The organism is uncultured Bacteroides sp. (assembly GCF_905207245.1).
Taxonomy (GTDB): Bacteria; Bacteroidota; Bacteroidia; order Bacteroidales; family Bacteroidaceae; genus Bacteroides.
In genome coordinates, this window is the sequence record NZ_CAJLKP010000096.1 from 1 (window position 1) to 20,356 (window position 20,356).

Consider the following 20,356-nt stretch of genomic DNA (forward strand, 5'->3'; position numbering starts at 1 on the left):
TAGAGTAGCTGACTACGGATCAGCCGGTTACAGGTTTGAATCCTGTCGCGATCACGAAAAGCCTTTGCAAGATATATTTGCAGAGGCTTTTTTGTTGGTGTGCGCTTGCGGCTGCGTTGGACAACACTCCCGCAAGTGATGGCTTACGCAGCCGCAAGTGTAATCCGATGCAGCCGTGTGCGTAAGCGGCAGATAAAGTACATTGAGTTCCGCCTCTTGAGATGAAAAAAAATATCCCCTGAGAAGAGTGGTGTTTATCTCAGGGGATGGAATATGATATGGTTAGTTTTCTTTAGCACTTTATATTCAGCTCATCCAAAATCTTTCGCATAGCTTCAAAAGTTGTAATTCTGGTAGGTACAAGCGGCAGACGGAGCTTGTTTTCAATCATTCCCATCACATTTAATATTGCTTTTACACCTGCCGGATTTCCATCTACAAAAAGCAGCTTGAATAATTCGGCAAATTTGTGGTGAATGGTCAATGCGTTTGCATAGTCTCCTTGCAATGCCAAGCGTACCATGCGGCTAAATTCACGCGGAAAGGCGTTTCCTATGACCGATATGATGCCAACAGCTCCTAAGGTAATCAGAGGGAAGGTAATGCCGTCATCGCCTGAAATAACGTCGAAATTAGCGGGCTTATTCTTGATGATGTCATCCATCTGTGTAATATCACCGGAAGCCTCTTTGATAGCAATTACATTCTTGAAATCACGGGCAATGCGCAAAGTTGTTTCAGCTCTCATATTTACTCCGGTGCGTCCAGGTACATTATAGAGCACTATTGGGAGTTCTGTAGCTTCTGAAATAGCTTTATAATGCTGATAAATGCCCTCTTGGGATGGTTTATTGTAATATGGAACGACCGACAGAATGGCATCTACTCCAGCGAAATCGTCGTTTTTTAGAGTATCCACAATAGCTCGGGTGTTATTTCCACCCACTCCAAGTAGAATAGGTATCCGACCATTAACACGTTCAATGACTATTTTCTTGATTTTCTTTTTCTCTTCTTCCGTCAGTGTCGGAGTTTCTGCCGTAGTGCCCAGCACGCATAAAAAATCAGTATTGTTTTGAAGCTGATAGTCCACCAAACGTATCAATGCATCGTAATCAACGCTTTCATCCTCTTTAAAAGGAGTAATCAGCGCTACCCCCATTCCTTTCAATTTAGTCTGTATCATGAGTGAAATTTAAGTAATCTCTAATTAAATGACTCGCAAAAGTACGAATATTTTCGATTTCTACAGCAAATATAAGCTATAAAAAAGATTTCACTGGAAAAATGTTATGAAATGAGTGCTAAAAACTCATCTTCGCTCATAATCTGTACACCCAGTTTCTGGGCTTTTTCCAGTTTAGCCGGCCCCATATTTTCTCCTGCCAGAATAAAACTGGTTTTAGCGGAAATACTACCTACATTCTTTCCTCCGTTCTTCTCTATCAAGTCTTTATATTCGTCTCTGGAATGATGTGTAAATACACCACTGATTACAATGGATTGTCCGGCAAGTTTGTCGGTATAGCCACTCAAGTCTTCTTCTTTCCGGTTAAATTGCAATCCGGCTGTTTTCAGGCACTCTATCAACTCTCTATTTAATGGATTAGAGAAATAAGCTAGAATACTTTGCGCTATTTTTTCACCGATTTCATCGATGTTTACCAGCCTTTCTAGATTTGCATTTTTCAGTTCTTCTATATCAGTGAAGGACTTGGCAATCTTTTTTGCTACCGTTTCACCTACAAAGCGGATGCCCAGTGCAAATAATACCCGTTCAAAAGGAACTTCTTTGCTTTGAGCAATACCATTTACGATGTTCTCGGCTGATTTATCTCCCATGCGATCCAGATTCTTGATGTCATCGGCGGTTAGCTTATATAGGTCAGCAGTATTTTTAATGAGTCCTAATCGGAAGAACATATCCACAGTTTCCGGTCCCAATCCGTCGATATTCATAGCTTTTCGGTTGATGAAGTGCTCGATTTTTCCTTTTATCTGTGGCGGACAGGTTGTTTCATTAGGGCAATAGTGCGCAGCTTCTCCTTCATAGCGTATCAGCTTACTGCCACATTCAGGACAATGTGTGATGAATTTCACCTTTTCCCCAATCATCATATTTCGGGCATCTTTGTCTACTCCGGTTATTTTCGGTATGATTTCGCCACCTTTTTCTACATAAACCATATCTCCGATGTGTAGGTCGAGTCCCTCAATAATATCGGCATTGTGCAAGGAGGCGCGTTTTACGATTGTACCGGATAATTGCACCGGATCCAGATTGGCAACTGGGGTGACTGCTCCCGTCCGACCTACTTGATAAGTTACCTTGTTTAAACGAGTTAATGCACGTTCTGCTTGAAACTTGTAAGCGATGGCCCAACGGGGAGATTTTGCGGTGAAACCGAGGTTTTTTTGCTGTTTCAGACTGTTAACTTTCAAAACAATGCCATCTGTGGCCACTGGTAGATTCTTGCGTTCGGTATCCCAATAATGGATATAGTCGAACACTTCTTGCAGGCTATGACACTTCTTCATATGGTCTGATATCTTAAAGCCCCACTGTGCAGCTTTCTGTAAGTTCTCATAATGTCCGTCGCAAGGCAATTCTTCACCTAGTAGGTAGTAAAGGTATGCATCCAACTTACGGGAAGCCACAATAGCAGAATTTTGTAGTTTCAAAGTTCCTGATGCTGCATTGCGCGGATTAGCGAACAAGGATTCTTCGCGAGCTTCTTTCTCGCGATTCAGTTCTTCAAAAACTACCCATGGCATTAATATTTCACCTCTTATTTCAAACAGTGGAGGATAGTCTCCATGCAGTACAAGGGGGATTGTGCGGATTGTCTTGACATTATCCGTCACATCATCGCCTTTTTCGCCATCTCCACGGGTCACGGCACGTATTAATTTCCCGTTTTCATATGTCAGAGAAATTGAAGTACCGTCATATTTTAGTTCAGCACAGATTTCAAAATCCTCGTTCAATGCTTTTTGTACGCGATCGTAGAAGTCCGATACCTCACCTTCGGAATAAGTATTACCTAATGAAAGCATCGGATACTTGTGCGCCACTTGCGTAAAGTTCTTGTTCAAATCACTTCCTACACGCATTGTCGGTGAACTATCATCTTGATATTCCGGATGTTCCCGTTCCAAATCCTGCAGTTCTCGCATCATATCATCAAACTCCTTATCAGAAATTTCCGGAGCATTCAATACATAATAATTATAGTTATGCTGATGCAGTTCGGCACGGAGCTGATCTATCTTTTCTTTTGTAGTCATAGTTATTTCAGATTGTTTGAACGCAAAAATACAGGTTTCTCCTCTAATATTTGTACTTTTGCAGAAAATTAAAATTAATATGCGCATTGATATTATAACAGTTTTACCTGAGATGATTGAAGGCTTTTTCAATTGCTCCATTATGAAACGTGCTCAAAATAAAGGGCTTGCCGAAATATATATTCATAACCTACGTGATTATACAGAAGATAAATATCGTCGGGTAGATGATTATCCCTTTGGTGGTTTTGCCGGGATGGTGATGAAAATAGAACCGATAGAACGCTGTATCAACGCTCTGAAGACGGAACGAGACTACGATGAAGTCATTTTTACGACTCCTGATGGCGAGCAATTCAATCAGCCAATGGCCAATACACTTTCTCTTTCCCGAAATCTTATTATTCTTTGCGGGCACTTTAAAGGAATAGATTATCGCATTCGCGAGCATCTTATTACCAAAGAAATTAGTATTGGAGACTACGTGCTGACTGGTGGAGAATTGGCAGCAGCAGTGATGGCGGATGCTATTGTTCGTATCATCCCCGGCGTGATTTCCGATGAACAATCGGCACTGTCTGACTCGTTTCAAGATAACTTATTGGCAGCTCCGGTCTATACGCGACCTGCTGATTATAATGGTTGGAAGGTTCCGGAAATTTTATTATCCGGCCATGAGGCCAAGATTAAAGAATGGGAGTTGCAACAGTCTTTGGAACGGACGCGCAAACTCCGTCCGGATTTGCTTGGGGAAGAATAAAGAAGTTGTATAAAAACAGAAAAAGGACATTCGGAAAGAATGTCCTTTTTTATGTAAAATAGGTGCGAACGGCATTCCTCTGTTATAGCTTATACCTCAAGCGCACCGATAATTTCTTTCACAGACTTATATCCGTGTCTGTCCAGATACTCGTTGATGCCTTCCGCGACTTTAATCGTAACTGCCGGATCTATGAAATTTGCCGTGCCGATTTGGATAGCTGAAGCTCCGGCAAGCATGAATTCCACAGCATCTTTCCAGTTCATGATACCTCCTAAACCTATGACTGGAATTTTTACTGCCTTAGCAACTTGCCATACCATGCGGAGAGCAATCGGTTTAACGGCTGCTCCCGACATACCGCCTGTTATGGTAGAGAGCACCGGACGTCTGTGTTCCGCGTCAATAGCCATTCCCAGCAGTGTATTAATTAATGATACACTGTCTGCACCGCCATTTTCTACTGCACGAGCGATTTCCGTTATGTCAGTAACGTTAGGAGACAGCTTTACGATAAGTGTCTTTTTGTAAGCTGCGCGCACTGCTTTCACTACTTCTTCGGCGCCTTTTGCTGTGACTCCAAAAGCCATTCCACCCTGCTTCACATTAGGGCAAGAGATGTTTAATTCTATGGCAGGAATTTTGTCAAGTGCATTGATAGCTTCTGCTGTTTTTACATAATCTTCTATCGCAGAACCCGAAACATTTACAATCATATTGGTTTCAATGTCCTTGATGCGCGGATAGATGTGTTCAACAAAGTAATCTACACCCTTATTTTGCAGTCCTACAGCGTTTAACATGCCTGCTGGGGTTTCTGCCATACGCGGATATGGGTTACCTTCACGTTTGTGAAGAGTAGTTCCCTTTACAATTATACCACCTATTCGCGCAATATCAATGAAATCGGCAAACTCTTCACCATATCCAAATGTACCGGAAGCTGTCATTACCGGATTCTTCATTTGTAATTCGCCTATATTTACACTTAAATCTGCCATAATAGTTTGTTTATATTAAAAACCGGACCTTCTTTACATACACATAAATGTCCTTCTGTTGTGTTTTCCACACAACAAAGGCAGGCTCCTATACCACATGCCATCGTATTTTCCAATGATACTTCGCAGGTTATGTCTTTACTTTTGGCATATTTGGCAACAGCCATCATCATTGGTTTGGGGCCACAGGTATAAATCTGCTCGAACTGCACCTTATTTAATATGGAATGTTGCGTTACGTATCCCTTTTCTCCATGACTGCCGTCCTCAGTAGTCGTGTATACATCACCATAAGCCGCAAATTGCTCTAATTGCATCAGATCCTTATCGCTTCTTGCCCCCAGAAGGAATGTCGGTTTGCTGCCATTCTTAGCTAATTGCTCGCCTAAATAGAGCATAGGAGCCGTACCAACACCTCCGCCTACCAACAGAAGCTTATCAGAGGGGTTTTCAGGCATTGTGAAGCTGTTTCCCAAGGGAAGTACTACGTTGATTATGTCTCCGGCTTTAGCTTCGCCTAATCGCCTTGTTCCGTCGCCAATCAATTGGATAAGAAACCAAACTTCATTGCGTTGTCTGTCTACGTAATTAATGGAAATAGGACGACGCAAGAAAGTAGTTGGAGAGCCATCCACGCGAATTTCCGCAAATTGTCCCGGAAGCATTTCCGGAAGCGGAGACGGAGCCGTCAGTTTTAGCAGCACATAGTTGTTATGCAGTCTGACGTTCTCGGTCACAGTTAAATCTAAAATATATTTTTTCATATCCTATATAAGAGGTGAATTTTGTCTTCAGCGTACAAAGATACGGGAAATTGTGCAGAATGTTGTTTTTACCTCTTATTTTTCGGGTTTGAATGTTTCGTATGTATTATCATCGAAGAAAATTCTTATTTCGGTTATTTTTCTGGGAGGTCTTTCTTTGTATATAATCTCTTGTTTTACAATCTCTTTAGGTGCATTTGTTGGCGTTTCTAATGCAATTTCCTTGCGATTTTCTGCATGACTCGTAACTTCGGACGGATTTATGGCATTCTCAGCGAATAATGGATAGTCAAATCCGCTTTCGATAGAAGAGTCGGACGTGTTACTCATTTCGCCTTCTCCGGTAAGCAGCCATTCCAAGTTGATATCATTATACCTTTGATGTAAGCGAAGGATAACTTCCGTACTTGGATACTTATTGCGGGGGCCTAAGATATGCGAGATAGTAGCTTGAGCTACTCCGATACTTTCGGCAAATGCACCTGCGGTTAATCTTTCCCGCTCCATAATCATTTTGAACCTATCTTTTATGCTCATACTGTTGCGATATAGGTGTAAGTTTACAATTGTATTTATCTTCTTTCGGTTTACAAAAGTAAAAAAAGAAAATTACAAAAGCAAATTAAATATGTGAAATACGAAATATTACAATATTGATGTTGGTATTTCAATTGTAACTCGTACAATTGTAAATCCTTATTATATTTATATTATACCCTATTATTTATACTTTAATAAAATACTGTATTTATTTGATTATTAAATTAGTATCTTTATAAAATGCTATTGTATACCTTCTTATTACAATTGTTTTCATAGCTGATTATTATTATATTAACTATTAGATTATATAATATCTTATAATACTGTTGGGTTTTAGAGAATTATGAATATATAGTTACCTAGTTAACCCCTATCCTATCAATTTTGTTATTTAACTATTACTTCTTTGAAATCAGTAGTATTACAATTGTGTATCATGTAGTAATATTACTAATGTTATCAGCAAGATTGTAATCAGTATAATTGTAATGCATGGTGTATTACATTGTTAATATTTTGTAGTTAAGAAAGCAACTATTTTCAGTTATACTGTGATACTGTTTGATGGGTAATCTTGTTATTATTAGAAAGAATTTATTACACTGAAATTAGTAAGGTTCAATTGTTCCTTCATAAACCCTTGTAATTGAAAATCCTTGCTTTCTTTCCGTATAAATGGCTGTGGATTTGAAAATTTTGAATTCTCAGAAGGCTATTTTGTTTGTATTTTGCTGTTTTACAGTTGATTATCCCTATTTTATTAGTCTGAGTTTTGCTCTATTCTAGAAAAATAATCCTATTTTTATTAAAGAATAGCATAATGATAGTGAAAACAGCGTTTTCTTCTCTATAATTACTTGATATGCTAACAATCAAAATCTTCCTAAAATGCTTAATAGAAGGTTATATTCTACTAGTTCTTCTGATAACTTTCTATATACCTTATTCTCTTCCTATTAAGAGGAAGTCTACTATTTTCCTATAAAGTCTACTTGGATTTGAATGAAGATTGATAGTGTGTCTCTTAAAAATAGATGGTCTGTTTCACCCAAACAGATGGTCTGTTGATAACTGATAGATGGTCTGTTTACTTCAAATAGACCATCTATTTTAGAGAAGTTTGTATGGTTCTGTGTAGGAATTAATGCAGGATTTTGAATACTAATTCACGGAGAATATCCCCATCACTTAAAGAAGGATTGCCCACTCCTTTGGATTTTGCATCGGCATATCGTATCTCGCCAATAATCTGCATTGTCTTTACTCCGTTGTATCGGCGCATGGCGGCAAGGTAGTCTTTAGCCTGCCAAGGTGTTCTTAATCCTAGCATATTGGCTATGCCTTGCTCCGACTTTTCTGGAGCATAATATGCCAGCATCAGATTGGAGAAGAATCCAAAAAGTAAAGATAAAGTCATTTGAATTGGATTTGTTTTCGGATTTTCCTCAAAATATTTTATTATTTTATTGGCTTTTAGAACGTCTTTTTCGACAAGGGCACTGCGCAATTCGAAGTTATTATAATCCTTGCTGATACCGATATTCTTTTCTATCTGTTCGGGAGTGACGCGTGTATGACCTTTTGGAAGTGTAATAATCAGTTTTTCCAGCTCTCCAGTGAGACGGCTAAGATCAGCTCCTACAAAGTCAGCCAACATGGCAGTGGCTTTAGGTTCCATATCAATGCCTTTACGTTTCATATAGGAGGTGATGAATGCCGGTAATTGGGCATCCTTCACCTTTTTGGATTCAAACAAGACGCCGGTCTTTTCAATTTCGGCGGCGAGCTTCTTTCTTCGGTCCAGTACGCCATGTTTGTGGCATATCACTAATATGGTGGAAAGCAAAGGTTTTTGGAGGTAGTAAGAAAGCTCTTCCATGTTGCGGATATTCTGTGCTTCTTTCACTACTACCACCTGGTGTTCGGACATCATTGGATATCGCTTGGCGGCATTGATGACGGTGGCTATATCCACGTCTGCACCGTAAACAACAGTCAGGTTGAATTCCTTTTCTGTTTCCGTCAGGATATTATCTGTAATATAGTCGGCTATGAGGTCGATGTAATAAGGTTCCTCGCCCATGAGATAATACACGGGGCGGTATTGCTTCGCTCTCAGTTCCTTAAGAATGTCGTCACACGTAATTTCCTGTTTTGCCATATTTTTCTTTACCAGTCGAATTTCAGATGTTTTACGGTTTTCTTCTCGTCGATAATCATACGCAGGGATGCAATGCCTATTTCGACATGCTCCGTCACATAGTTCTGGGTGACGAGGTTGTCGCTTTTGTCGGTTTTCACTCCTTCGGGGATCATGGGCTGGTCGGAAACCAGCAGAATAGCACCAGTTGGGATGTGATTGGCAAAACCGCAACTGAACAGGGTTGCTGTTTCCATATCAACAGCCATAGCGCGGGTTTTTTTGAGATATTCTTTGAATTCCTCATCATGTTCCCAAATGCGGCGGTTGGTAGTGTATACGGTACCTGTCCAATAGTCGCGGGCATGGTCGCGAATGGATGAAGACACAGCACGCTGCAACATAAATGCCGGGAGTGCCGGTACTTCGGGCGGGAAGTAGTCGTTTGAAGTTCCTTCGCCACGGATGGCAGCGATAGGCAGGATAAGGTCTCCTATCCGGTTTTTTTTGTCAATTCCGCCACACTTACCCAAGAACAGGCAGGCTTTAGGCTGAATGGCGCTTAGTAAATCCATGATAATTGCAGCATTAGGGCTTCCCATACCAAAGTTGATGATGGTCATGCCTTCAGCGGAAGCAGACGTCATATTAGCGTCCTTGCCAAGAACGGGCACATTGAATTTCTCTGCGAAAATATCCACATACTTGTTGAAGTTAGTCAACAGAATATACTCTCCAAAGTCCTCAAGTCTACGTTTTGTGTAACGAGGCAGCCAGTTAGCTACGATTTCTTGCTTTGTTTTCATAAGATTTCATTAAATTTGTTCCCTAATACTTTTAGGGAGCGATTATTTAACTCACAAAAGTACAATAAAAAAGTAGAATCATGAAATTAAAACAATAACATTTCTTGCTGTTGTAATCACATATCCTATATAATTATGTTGTCATTAAATTTACCTGTATTCGATGCCAAAGTGATGAACAGAGAAGGAAAACCTGCCATTTTCGACGTAATACGCCGCCGTTATGTGGCGCTTACGCCTGAAGAGTGGGTGCGTCAGCACTTTGTGCATTTCCTCCTGAACCATAAAGGATACCCGCAAGCATTGATGGCAAACGAGGTGCAGGTACAACTGAACGGTACTAAAAAGCGCTGTGATACTGTGCTTTACCGTCGAGATCTGACTGCACAGATGATTGTGGAGTACAAAGCTCCTGATATAGAAATCACTCAAGCGGTGTTCAATCAGATTACGCGTTATAATATGGTGCTGAAAGTAGATTATCTGGTTGTGAGCAATGGACTTCAACATTATTGCTGCCGTATGGATTATGCTAGAAATAGTTATACTTTCCTACCCGATATACCTGATTATCAGTCGTTATAAGATTAGTACCGTCATAGCTGAAAAGGGCTACACCCTTTGTCCGGTATGGTGTGGCCATATACCCAAAAGGGTGTAGCTATCCGGGACAAAGGGTGTAGCCATCCTAAGTTACTTCTTTTTCCTGGTGAATCTTTCCTGCAACTTCTGCATCAACTCGTAGAAATTCGGGATATAAACCGTGGCAAGTAACGTGTTCAGTGCCATACCGAATACTACTGCGGCTCCCAAAGCAATACGACTCTCCGCTCCCGCTCCTGTAGCAAAAAGCAATGGCATTACACCAAGCACAAATGCCAATGAGGTCATCAGGATAGGTCTTAAACGGATGTGTCCGGCTTGGAATGCTGCATCACGGATTGAATTTCCTTCTGCACGGAAGTCGCGGGCAAACTCTACAATCAGGATACCATTCTTTGCAGACAGTGCCACAAGCAAGATGATACCGATTTGTGTGTAGATGCTGACCGGTGTTCCCATCACCAGACATCCAATCATGGCTCCTAACAATGCTACCGGCAATCCCATGACCGCAGATACCGGACTCGTCCAACTCTCATACTGTGCTGCCAGCACCAGAAATGCAACCAACAAGGCCATCACCAGCACGGTACTTGTAGTTGTTCCCGCCTGCGTTTCCTGATAGGCTACCGAAGTCCATTCATATCCAAATTCATCACCCAATTGTTCCCGGAAGAGTTCTTCCATTTGCTGTATTGCTTCTCCCGAGCTACTTCCCGGCATCACATTGCAGGTGACGGATGCTGTGGAGTACATATTATATCGGTTGATCTGATCCATACCCAGCTGTTCTTCCACTTTGGTGAAAGCCGAGAATGGCACCATCTCTCCTGCCGCATTCGGCACGCTCAGCTTCAATACATCATCAATAACCCGCTGTGCATGATCCCGTGCGCCGAGTTTCACTTGATAAATACGTCCGAATTCAACGAAATCATTCACATAGGCAGCTCCCATATAGTATCCCAATGTGGTGAAAACACTATTTAATGGAATACCCATCAACTGTACCTTATCACGGTCGATATTCAAGAAATACTGCGGCACATTAGCTTGATATTGACTACTGACACTGGCTAATGCGGGTTTCGTGTGATACGTTTCCATCAGTGTTTCTATGGCGCGTTGCATCTCTGTTGCACCCAGGTTCTTTCTGTCTTCCAGTTGCAACTGCAATCCGCCGGTGGCACCCAGTCCGGGGATGGCCGGGGGAACCATGGCAAACACTTCTGCCTCCTGTATGCCATAAGCCTGCGCATTGAAACGGTTGACGACAGCTTGTGCGGTGTGTTCCTTGCCTTTGCGTTCATCCCAGTTTTTCAGAATCACGAAATAGGTTCCGGAATTACTTTGTTCCCCGCCCCCCATCACAGAGAAGCCGGATATGCCGATGTAGTTTTTCACTTCAGGATAGCTGTTGAGAATTTCATTAATCTCATGTCCCACGGTTTCCGTCCGTTCCAGACTTGATGCGGGCGGTAACTGTACTACAGCGAGGAAATATCCGTCATCTTCTTCGGGAATAAAGGTACTGGGCCACTTGATGAACAAGATGACTGCCAAAGCTGTAAACACTGCATAAGACAGAAGTGCAGCGCCCGGACGACGGAGCAGCCAGCCCACAGTCCTGTCATATACCCCCTGCGTTTTGCCATACACGAAGTTGAAGCCCCGAAAGAGCGGTGACTTGGCTGGTTTGGTAGGTTGTAATATCAGAGCGCATAGTGCCGGAGTCAGCGTCAACGAGTTTATACCACTCAATACGGTACTGGCGGCAATGGTCAGTGCAAATTGTTTGTAAAGTTGTCCCGAAATACCACTGATGAGCATTGTAGGGATGAATACGGCAAGCAATACCAGCACTACCCCCACAATCGGACCGGTAATCTCTCCCATCGCCTTGGTTACTGCCTCACGGGCGCTGTATTGTCCTGTGTCGAGCAATCGGCTTGAATTTTCTACCACCACAATGGCATCATCTACCACAATGGCTACGGCAAGTATTAACCCGAAGAGTGTCAGCGTATTGATGGAGAAACCGAACAGTGCCATCACAGCCAGCGTACCGATAAGTGATACCGGAATAGTGATACAGGGAATGATGACTGCCCGCCAGTTTTGCAGGAAGAGGAAGATAACAAGTACCACAAGTAAGGTTGTTTCCAGAAATGTCACCAGTACCTCGTCCACCGAAGCATGGATGACATCCGTTGTATCAAGTGTCACACTATAATCTATACCTTGGGGAAATGATTGTGACAGTTCCTGCATCTTGGCACGTACCCCTTTGGAGACATCCAGTGAGTTGGAGCCGGGCTGTTGATAGATGGCAATGGCGGCAGTCGGCTGTCCGTTCAGTCGTGAAATGACATTGTAAGATGCCGAACCGAGGTCGATGTGCGCCACGTCTCTTAGGCGAAGCACGCGCCCGCCTGTTTCAGTGCGCAGGATGATGTTTCCGAACTCCTCAGGAGAAGAAAGCCGCCCTTTCACCGTAAGAGTATATTGATAGGCGGGCGAACCGTTGTTGCCGGATACCTCGGTTGCAGGAAGAGGCTGTCCGATGGTGCCGGCGCTGACTTCTACATTTTGTGCCTGTATGGCCTGATATACGTCAGATGCGGAAAGGTTGCGGATGCGCAGTGCTGCCGGGTCCAGCCAGATGCGCATGGAGTAGTCGCCCGCTCCCATCACATTGACAGCACCTACACCGGGTACACGCGTCAATTGGTCGGCAAGGTTCAGCGTGGCATAATTACTGAGATAAAGTCCATCGTATTCCTTATTGCCTGATGTCATTGTAAGGAACATTACAATATTTGATGACTGTTTCTGCACAGTCACTCCCTGTACTACCACCGGTGTCGGCAGGGAAGCCTGGGCCACACTGACACGGTTCTGCACCTGTACGGTGGCCATGTCGATGTCTGTTCCCACAGCAAAGGTGATGGTCAGCGAATAAGCGCCGGACGAGGAGGAATTGGATGACATATAAAGCATGCCGTCCACACCGTTCACCTGCTGTTCGATAGGTATGCCTACAGTTTGTGCCACCGTCTGAGCGTTGGCTCCCGGATATACGGCGCTAACCTGTACGGTTGGCGGAGTAATCTCCGGATACTGCGCGATAGGCAGTATGCCCAGCGTGACCAGTCCGGCCACTACTATCAGTAGTGCCAACACAGTGGCAAAGATGGGACGGTTTATGAAGAATTTTGAGAACATGAGTGTTAGCGTTTAATTATTAATTGTTAATTTTTAATTAGTTATTGATAGGTTTTATTCTCATCCCATCCCGCACTTTCATCAGTGCTTTGGTCACGTAGCGTTCGTGCGGAGAGATTCCGCTGGTCACTTGCCGGAGGGTATCATCTATCAGTTGTCCCACCTCAATATGGCGGTAACGGACCATATTGGAATCATTTACTATGTATACGTATTTTCCTAACTGGTCGGTGCCGATGGAAGCTTCCGGAATGAGCACTGCATGTCGTTCTTTGCCGTATGGCAGAGTAATACTGACGTATAATCCGCTTTTCAATAATCCGTTGGGATTATCCAGTCGGGCACGCAGGTTCAGGGTTCCGGTATTCAGATCCACATTAGGAGCAAAGTAATCTAATGTGGCAGGGTAAGGCTGCATACCATTCTCCCCCAGGTTGACGATGACTTGTCTCGGCAGTGTGTCCTTTTGTTGAGTTGTTCCTTGTTGCATCAGCATGGCAAGCCATTGATTGTCAGCGATATTGAAGTACGTATATAGCAGATCATCCTTATAAATAGTGGCAAGAGTGACAGGCTGCACACTACCGCCTACGTAACTGCCTGCATCCACTTGATTACGGCTGACAGTTCCATCGAATGGTGCACGCACCGTGCAGTAACTCAGATTGGTGCGTGCCGTATTCAATGCTGCTTCAGCATTACTCACTGCCGCTTGTGAAGTGGCAACATTGGACTTGGACTGTAGCACTTGTATCTGGCTTACAGCGTCGCTCTTGACCGCTTCCAGCATACGTGAGTAGTTGTTCTGAGCATATTCAAGATTGGCCCGGGCGGTGTTTAGTTCGGCTTCTGCCTGCTCTACATTATCCTGGTAAACGGTCGGTTCGATGACGAACAGCACTTGTCCTTTCTTTACTCTGCTTCCGGGGGCATAGGCGATGGTTTGCAGGGTTCCGTTTACGCGTGCTACCAGATCAACGGTTTTTTCAGAACTGAGGTAACCCGGATACTCTTTGGTCAGCGTGATATCTTTCACCACAGGAAGGGCTACGCTTATCTCAGGAACGGGCATTGCTGTGCGTGCCGTTTCCTTTTTCTCCCCGCACCCCGCCAATAGCGGAATGAGTGCAAGGGTGATACACATTCTATTTCTCATATATGGTTATGGTTTAGGAATTAATCTAAGTTGTTTAGCTTCTTTATTTCTCCGTATATCCTCCTCCCAGTGCCTGGTATAATGACACTAGATATAGCAATGAGCTACCTTCCGCTTGTACCAGTTGATTTTCGTAGGTCAGCAATGACCGTAAGGCATCCAGCACATTCTGGAAAGGGCTTAGCCCTTGTTTATAAAGCTCAAGGGAGAGTTTCAGTGTCTCCTGTCCCTGATTTTTCACTTCACGGAGGGCAACAATTTGCTTAATAGAGTTCCGGTAATTGTTCATCGCATTGTCCGTCTCTTGTACGGCGGTGAGCACTGTCTCATTGAAGCTATGCACTGCTTCGTCCAGTTGTGCGCGTGCTTGTTTGGTGGCATTCACTAACTTTGTTCCACTGAACAAGGTCCAACTGATGGTAGGAGCTATTTCAAACGTCATGCTTTTCCGTCTGATCAAGTCTTTCAAATCATGGGAAGCATATCCCACAGAACCTTTCAGGAATACTTGCGGCAACCAGTCACTCTTGCTTGCTCCCAGTAGTGCAGCCTGTGCATTGACTTGTCTCTCTGCTTGACGAACATCCGGACGGCGGAGTAATAAATCGGCAGGTATCCCTACTCCAACCGGTTCCATATAGTCAGGCAGTTTCCCGGTTTTCTCCAGCATCGGACGAAGTTTCTGAGGATAAGTTCCTAATAATATCGCCAGTGAATTGATGTATTGGCTGATTCCGGATTCCAGTTGTGGAATGGATGCTTTTGTGCTGTAATACACTGATTTAGCTTGTGCTACATCCAGCTTTGATACAAGCCCTGTGTTGTATCGCACTTCGGTGATATTGAGCACTTCTTCCTGTGTCCGGCAGTTGTGGGTCACCACCTGTAGTTCCTGTTGTAGTTCCCTCAGATTGATGTAGGCGGAAGCGATTTGTGCGCAGAGGGATATCTGTACGGAGATGTATTCTTCCCGGCTGGCACGGAAGGTTTCCCGTTGGGCTTTCACCCGTTGGCGGATGCTCCCGAATATATCCAGCTCCCAACTGGCATTCAGTGAAGCATCATAATAATGGGTGATGGATTGCGGCAATTCGCTGGTATTGCCGCTACTCTGCTGCCGGAGCCATCCGGCATTCAGGCTGATGGAAGGGAAAAAGTTGCTACGCTCCATCCGCAGACTGGCGCGTGCCTGTTCCATGCGGTCTATGGCAGCAAGTACGGAATAGTTTTCTCCCGAAGCCACGCTGATGAGTGAGTCCAGCATCGGATCGTTGAATGCTTTCCACCACTGGTCGTCTACGGGTAATATCTGTCCGCTAAACAGGTCAGTCTCTGCGGAAGCCGCAGTGGAAGAAGGAATTGCCGTTCTTCCCCAACTCCGGGGCAGCGGCTTTTCCAGATACCGGTCGCCATTCTGCGCTGTTGCGGCAGAACATAGACATAATAAGAGCAGTGTACTGCCCCAAGCTTTAATCTTCATAGGTTTAGGTCATTTTTGTGATATTAGGTATCATAACAACTTAAACCTCTGTTTGTTTATGGCGGTCTTATGATTGAGAAATAAAGCAAAATGCCCCTGTAAGCATTCTGATATTGCTTACAGGGGCGACTTTATTGGATGGCTTACGGATTATTCCGCAGTTTTTCTTCTTCTGGTTGTCTTTTCTTTTACCTCTTCTTTGTGTTCGAGGGTTACACCTGCCAATTCCGGGTCAATCATGATACGTCCGCAATATTCGCAAACGATGATTTTCTTACGTGAACGGATATCCAGTTGTCTCTGGGGGGGGATTTTGTTGAAGCAACCACCACAAGCATCACGCTGTACATATACGATACCGAGTCCATTGCGAGAGTTCTTACGGATACGCTTGAAGGACTGGAGCAGACGGGGCTCAATCTTCGTTTCAAGATCTTTGGCTTTGTCTCTCAACTTTTCTTCTTCCTGTTTGGTTTCAGAAATGATTTCATCCAATTCATTCTTCTTAACGTCCAGGTCTTTCTGTCTCTCATCCAGTGCTTCTGTGCTTTTTGCAGCTTCGGCAGATTTTTCCTGCTCCTGTGCAGCGAACTCTTTGATTCTCTTTTCGCAAAGCTCCATTTCCAGAGTCTGGAACTCGATTTCTTTGCTCAGGAAGTCATATTCGCGGTTATTGCGAACGTTCTCCTGCTGTTCTTTGTATTTTGCAATAGAAGCTTTAGAGGTTTCAATTTCCACTCTTTTGGTAGCGATAGCGGATTTCAGGTCAGCTACTTCTGCCTTAATTCTGTCGATACGTGTGCTCAGACCGGCGATTTCGTCTTCCAAGTCTTGTACTTCCAGCGGAAGTTCACCTCTCAAAGTCTTGATTTCATCAATCTTGGACAACATGGTTTGCAACTGGAACAGTGCTTTCAATTTCTGTTCCACGGTCAATTCCTGTGGGTCTTTTTTTGCTTCTTTAGCCATTTTACTTATAAATATTTTATGGGGTTGGTATTTGCTTTGCACTGTTGCAGGGCAAGGCTTGGAAACAACTCCCGGATTATTGTATAGAATATTTCTTTCGTATATTGTTCACTTTCGTAGTGTCCTATCTCTGCCAGCAGAATGTCCATATCATGGCCGAAGTAGTCGTGATACTTGATTTCTCCGGTGATGAACACATCCGCACCGTTGCGTATGGCAAGCGGCATCAGGAATGCTCCGGCTCCTCCGCACAAGGCCACGGTTTGTATTTCGCGCCCGTTTAGCTTGTTATGTTTCAAGCAGCCTACTTCAAAGGTCTTCTTGATGCGTTTCAGAAATTCCAGTTCCGTTTCCGGCATTTCCAATTCGCCGATAACTCCTGATCCTGCCTGTGTCCAACTATTCTGAAGAGGATACAAATCGAATACAGGCTCCTCATACGGATGAGTACTTAATAAAGCCTTAATGACTTCTGCTTTTTTGTAGGCAGGCAACACGGTTTCTATGCGCATTTCCCTTTCTGTATGCATTTCTCCGATGTTTCCACAGAAAGGATGACTTCCTTCCCGGGCGCGGAAAGTTCCCTCTCCTTCTACGTTGTAGCTGCATGCATCGTAGTTTCCTATACAGCCGCATCCGGCTGCAAATAAGGCTTTCCGTACATCTTCCGCTTGTTCCACCGGAACAAAGGTAACCAGCTTCAATAAAGCATTCTCCTTAGGTTCCAGCACACGCACGTTACTCAGTCCTATTTTCTCGGCAATCTTGAAATTCACCCCGCCCGGTGCATTGTCCAGGTTGGTATGTGCAGAATAAATCACGATATCGTTCTTTATTGCTTTCATGATACAACGCTCCACATAGTCCTTGCCCGTGATGGATTTATATCCTTTGAATATCAGCGGATGATGGGATATGACGAGATTGTACCCTAACACTATTGCTTCGTCCAGCACGGCCTCAGTGACGTCAAGACACAACAAAGCCCCTGTTGCTTCCGCTTCTGTCAATCCGATTTGCAGGCCGGCATTATCAAATCCGTCTTGCAATGGCAGAGGCGCGAACCGTTCAAGGGCGCTTACTATTTCCTTAATTCTCATTTATGTGAATAGAAAATTTCGATGCAAATATAGCAAAAATACACTGAATAACTGTCTGTTTTACTATTTTTTAGTATATTTGTTCTGATAATTGTAAAACTTAGTACGATGAAAGCATTGCTTTTCTTGTTTTTTGCACTATTGTGCGTCTTGTTTTCATGTCAATCTTCACCTAAATCTCAGGATGGTGGTGAGGGGGATGTGCAAGAGGAATTTGTAGATACCACTCCAAAGGCTACGGCTATATTCTGGATTGATAAAAATAAAAAACTGCCTGGCTATATGTCCGGAAAGCCGGTTCCTGTACGTACCTTAAAGGCGCAAGTTGAAATAGATACGATGGGAAGTATTGAAGTGCTTTCCTATGTGAAGCCGCAGACAAAGTCTGTAGAAAAGCATATCAATCGATGCCTTGAAACGTTCCGGGTAAAGAAAGTGTTGATGGACAGTGCTTATATCAATCCGGGCATACAGTATGTGCAATTCCGCTATACTCCCTCGAAAATGAAGGATTAACGGTTTTTCTTCTTTTCTTTTTTCTCCACCATGACCTCCAGTAACTTCCCGTTGGCGTCGAACGATTTGCGGGAAGCCAATGAAATGGTTATCATCAGCGAAAGCATGGACGCCGTGAAGGTTATCACCATAATCATCATCTGATACTTGATAGCTACATTCGGGCTGCTACCTCCCAGGATCTGTCCGATCATTGTGCCGGGAAGTGCCACCAATCCCATTACGGCTATGTTCGCAATCAGGGGACTAAACGACTTAATGATAGCCTGTTTGATGAAGGGAGCCTGCGCCTCTGCCCTTGTGGCGCCGTTGCCAAGTAGATAGCGATATAGTTGTTGTTCTCGTTTCAGCCCACTGTAATAAGCATTCAGTGCAACTACATTGCTGGACAGCATATTCCCCATCAGAATACCAAATATCGGAATAAAGTATTGTGCACTGAACACATTTTCCAGTCGCAATACGATGGCAATGAAGTACATGCCCACGCAGACAACGCTGCACAGGAAACCGACGGAAATAGGAATGAACAGTACTTTCCGCTTCAACTGGGTGCGTGCCAATGCTGTTTGGGCGGCAACGAATATCATGATAATCACCCACAAAAAGTTGATCCAGGGGTTATTCCATAAAAACAGGTATTTCAGGTAGACGCCGATAAAGAAAAGCTGCACAATCATGCGCGCAATGCCGATCACAGTAACCCACAATAGTCCTGTCCTGAACTTCCACAGGTAGAACAGTGGAATGAGCAGCAACAGCAATCCGATGGCTAAACTAGTATATGATATGTCAATTGTTCCCACTTCTTAATGTTTTTATCACAATGTAATCATTTGGTTACATCCTTGCGCAAAGCCCTGGTCATGGGAAATGGCGAGGATGGCACTCCCCTTTCTCATTTGCTTCCGGAAGAAAGCGAGTACCTTGTCTGTTGAGTCTGAGTCCAGTGCGGACGTCGGTTCGTCTACCATCAGTAGCGGCTTCTGCATCATGGTGGCTACGGCAATCATGATGCGTTGTCGTTGTCCGCCGGAGATTTCATTTACCCGTTTGTCATACACTTCCTTTTCCAATCCCAGTTCTGCGAAGCAGGCAAATAGTTTGTCGAGCGAAAAGAGAGTGGCACGGTTTGCTTTCAGGCTGAATGGAAGCTGCACCATTTCCTTCACCCATTCCGATGGAAGCGCCAATTCCTGTGGTATCCATGCTACTTGTCGGCGTATATGGTCAATAGTGCCCTTTTCCAATAAAGTATTATTAACGATGATACGGCCGGCTTTGAGGGGTACGAATCCTAAAATAGCATTTAGCAAAGAAGTCTTTCCCCGCCCCGATTGTCCGGATATGCAGGCAATTTCTCCCTCATGCAGTTGTAGGCAGAAGCCGGAAAAAAGTGTGTCTTCCCCGAAAGCGATGCATGCGTCATCTATCTGAAGTATAGTCTTAGTCTCCATTTGCAAGCAAATATAAAAAGGAATTCTGAGAAAACGACGGATTATTAGCCGAAATAAATATCTTTAGATAAGATAAGCTGTATTTTGGCATAACTTTTTCATGTAAGCATGAAAGTTCTGCGCTCAATTTGCATTATCTTTGCTATCAGTTTTTAATATAAGTGAGAATTATGATACAGAACGAACGTGCAAGCCGCCACGAACATGTGTTGGATGTGGCAAGACAGATGATGACTGCTGCCCGCACTGCGCCTAAAGGCAAGGGTGTTGATATAATAGAAATTGCCATGGTTACCGGAAACGATTTGAAGGTATTATCGGACAAAATGGTTGCTATGGTAGAAGAACATGGAATGAAGTTCTTTTTGCGTGATGCGGCAAACATTTTGCAGGCAGAATGTGTAATAATAATAGGTACGCGCGAGCAGGCGCAAGGGCTGAACTGCGGACATTGCGGTTATTCCACTTGTGCCGGACGTCCCGAGGGGGTGCCTTGCGCAGTAAATTCTGTGGATGTAGGCATAGCCATCGGCTCGGCTTGTGCCACG

18 protein-coding genes are annotated in these 20,356 nt (G+C 43.8%); 4 read left to right on the forward strand and 14 right to left on the reverse strand.

The features are described 5' to 3' along the window. Positions 1 to 292: 292 nt before the first annotated feature. Together dapA and ligA are read right to left on the reverse strand one after the other, a co-directional pair. Complete coding sequence (gene dapA / locus QZ135_RS21410) at positions 293 to 1,186, reverse strand: 4-hydroxy-tetrahydrodipicolinate synthase (RefSeq protein ID WP_294614305.1); 894 nt, start codon at positions 1,184 to 1,186, stop codon at positions 293 to 295. A 104-nt stretch (positions 1,187 to 1,290) separates the two neighbouring features. Beyond that, complete coding sequence (ligA, locus tag QZ135_RS21415; RefSeq protein ID WP_294614308.1) at positions 1,291 to 3,288, reverse strand: NAD-dependent DNA ligase LigA; 1,998 nt, start codon at positions 3,286 to 3,288, stop codon at positions 1,291 to 1,293. Positions 3,289 to 3,367: 79 nt separating this feature from the next. Between ligA and trmD the strand changes: the two genes are divergently transcribed. Next, positions 3,368 to 4,048, forward strand: coding sequence for a tRNA (guanosine(37)-N1)-methyltransferase TrmD (gene trmD / locus QZ135_RS21420; RefSeq protein WP_294614311.1), 681 nt, complete (start codon positions 3,368 to 3,370; stop codon positions 4,046 to 4,048). 89 nt (positions 4,049 to 4,137) lie between these two features. Here trmD and QZ135_RS21425 read toward each other — a convergent pair whose 3' ends face one another. The 5 genes from QZ135_RS21425 to QZ135_RS21445 form a co-directional block, all read right to left on the reverse strand. Further along, positions 4,138 to 5,049 carry a dihydroorotate dehydrogenase gene (locus QZ135_RS21425; protein ID WP_294614314.1) on the reverse strand — a complete coding sequence of 304 codons (912 nt, stop codon included), beginning with the start codon at positions 5,047 to 5,049 and terminating at the stop codon, positions 4,138 to 4,140. Further along, a complete protein-coding gene (locus tag QZ135_RS21430; protein WP_294614317.1) occupies positions 5,037 to 5,813 on the reverse strand; it encodes a dihydroorotate dehydrogenase electron transfer subunit in 777 nt (258 codons plus the stop codon). The genes QZ135_RS21425 and QZ135_RS21430 overlap by 13 nt, the downstream gene beginning before the upstream one ends. A 75-nt stretch (positions 5,814 to 5,888) precedes the next feature. Beyond that, positions 5,889 to 6,350 (reverse strand): helix-turn-helix transcriptional regulator, encoded by a 462-nt coding sequence (locus QZ135_RS21435; RefSeq protein WP_294614320.1) that lies wholly within the window; start codon positions 6,348 to 6,350, stop codon positions 5,889 to 5,891. Positions 6,351 to 7,497: 1,147 nt separating this feature from the next. Next, a complete protein-coding gene (gene holA / locus QZ135_RS21440) occupies positions 7,498 to 8,517 on the reverse strand; it encodes a DNA polymerase III subunit delta (protein WP_294614324.1) in 1,020 nt (339 codons plus the stop codon). A gap of 8 nt (positions 8,518 to 8,525) precedes the next feature. Continuing rightward, positions 8,526 to 9,302 (reverse strand): AMP nucleosidase, encoded by a 777-nt coding sequence (locus QZ135_RS21445; protein WP_009127341.1) that lies wholly within the window; start codon positions 9,300 to 9,302, stop codon positions 8,526 to 8,528. Positions 9,303 to 9,437: 135 nt separating this feature from the next. On the opposite strand from QZ135_RS21445, the gene QZ135_RS21450 reads away from it, so the two are divergent. Beyond that, positions 9,438 to 9,887 carry a type I restriction enzyme HsdR N-terminal domain-containing protein gene (locus tag QZ135_RS21450; protein ID WP_294614329.1) on the forward strand — a complete coding sequence of 150 codons (450 nt, stop codon included), beginning with the start codon at positions 9,438 to 9,440 and terminating at the stop codon, positions 9,885 to 9,887. Positions 9,888 to 9,995: 108 nt separating this feature from the next. Here the strand turns inward: QZ135_RS21450 and QZ135_RS21455 are convergent, their stop codons facing one another. From QZ135_RS21455 to QZ135_RS21475, 5 genes are all read right to left on the reverse strand, one after another. Further along, on the reverse strand, positions 9,996 to 13,130 hold the full coding sequence (locus QZ135_RS21455) for a multidrug efflux RND transporter permease subunit (protein WP_294614332.1): 3,135 nt from the start codon (positions 13,128 to 13,130) through the stop codon (positions 9,996 to 9,998). A 37-nt stretch (positions 13,131 to 13,167) separates the two neighbouring features. Then, positions 13,168 to 14,286 carry an efflux RND transporter periplasmic adaptor subunit gene (locus QZ135_RS21460; RefSeq protein WP_294614335.1) on the reverse strand — a complete coding sequence of 373 codons (1,119 nt, stop codon included), beginning with the start codon at positions 14,284 to 14,286 and terminating at the stop codon, positions 13,168 to 13,170. Between the two features lie 43 nt (positions 14,287 to 14,329). Further along, positions 14,330 to 15,766: a TolC family protein gene (locus QZ135_RS21465; RefSeq protein WP_294614338.1), complete on the reverse strand. Its 1,437-nt coding sequence runs from the start codon at positions 15,764 to 15,766 to the stop codon at positions 14,330 to 14,332. Between the two features lie 150 nt (positions 15,767 to 15,916). Next, positions 15,917 to 16,735: a C4-type zinc ribbon domain-containing protein gene (locus QZ135_RS21470; protein ID WP_294614341.1), complete on the reverse strand. Its 819-nt coding sequence runs from the start codon at positions 16,733 to 16,735 to the stop codon at positions 15,917 to 15,919. Positions 16,736 to 16,740: 5 nt separating this feature from the next. Then, entirely contained in the window at positions 16,741 to 17,835 is a 1,095-nt protein-coding gene (locus QZ135_RS21475; protein WP_294614344.1) for a Nif3-like dinuclear metal center hexameric protein, read from the reverse strand. A gap of 108 nt (positions 17,836 to 17,943) precedes the next feature. Between QZ135_RS21475 and QZ135_RS21480 the strand changes: the two genes are divergently transcribed. Further along, the gene (locus QZ135_RS21480) at positions 17,944 to 18,351 is read left to right on the forward strand and encodes a DUF4891 domain-containing protein (RefSeq protein ID WP_294614347.1); all 408 of its coding nucleotides are present in this window, start codon (positions 17,944 to 17,946) and stop codon (positions 18,349 to 18,351) included. Here the strand turns inward: QZ135_RS21480 and QZ135_RS21485 are convergent. After that, positions 18,348 to 19,157 (reverse strand): ABC transporter permease, encoded by an 810-nt coding sequence (locus tag QZ135_RS21485; RefSeq protein WP_294614350.1) that lies wholly within the window; start codon positions 19,155 to 19,157, stop codon positions 18,348 to 18,350. The genes QZ135_RS21480 and QZ135_RS21485 overlap by 4 nt on opposite strands. Before the next feature lie 15 nt (positions 19,158 to 19,172). Further along, complete coding sequence (locus tag QZ135_RS21490) at positions 19,173 to 19,793, reverse strand: ATP-binding cassette domain-containing protein (protein ID WP_294614356.1); 621 nt, start codon at positions 19,791 to 19,793, stop codon at positions 19,173 to 19,175. Between the two features lie 185 nt (positions 19,794 to 19,978). Here QZ135_RS21490 and QZ135_RS21495 point away from each other — a divergent pair. Continuing rightward, positions 19,979 to 20,356, forward strand: a 378-nt coding sequence (locus QZ135_RS21495; RefSeq protein WP_294614353.1) for a ferredoxin, incomplete at its 3' end; no start/stop codon positions are given.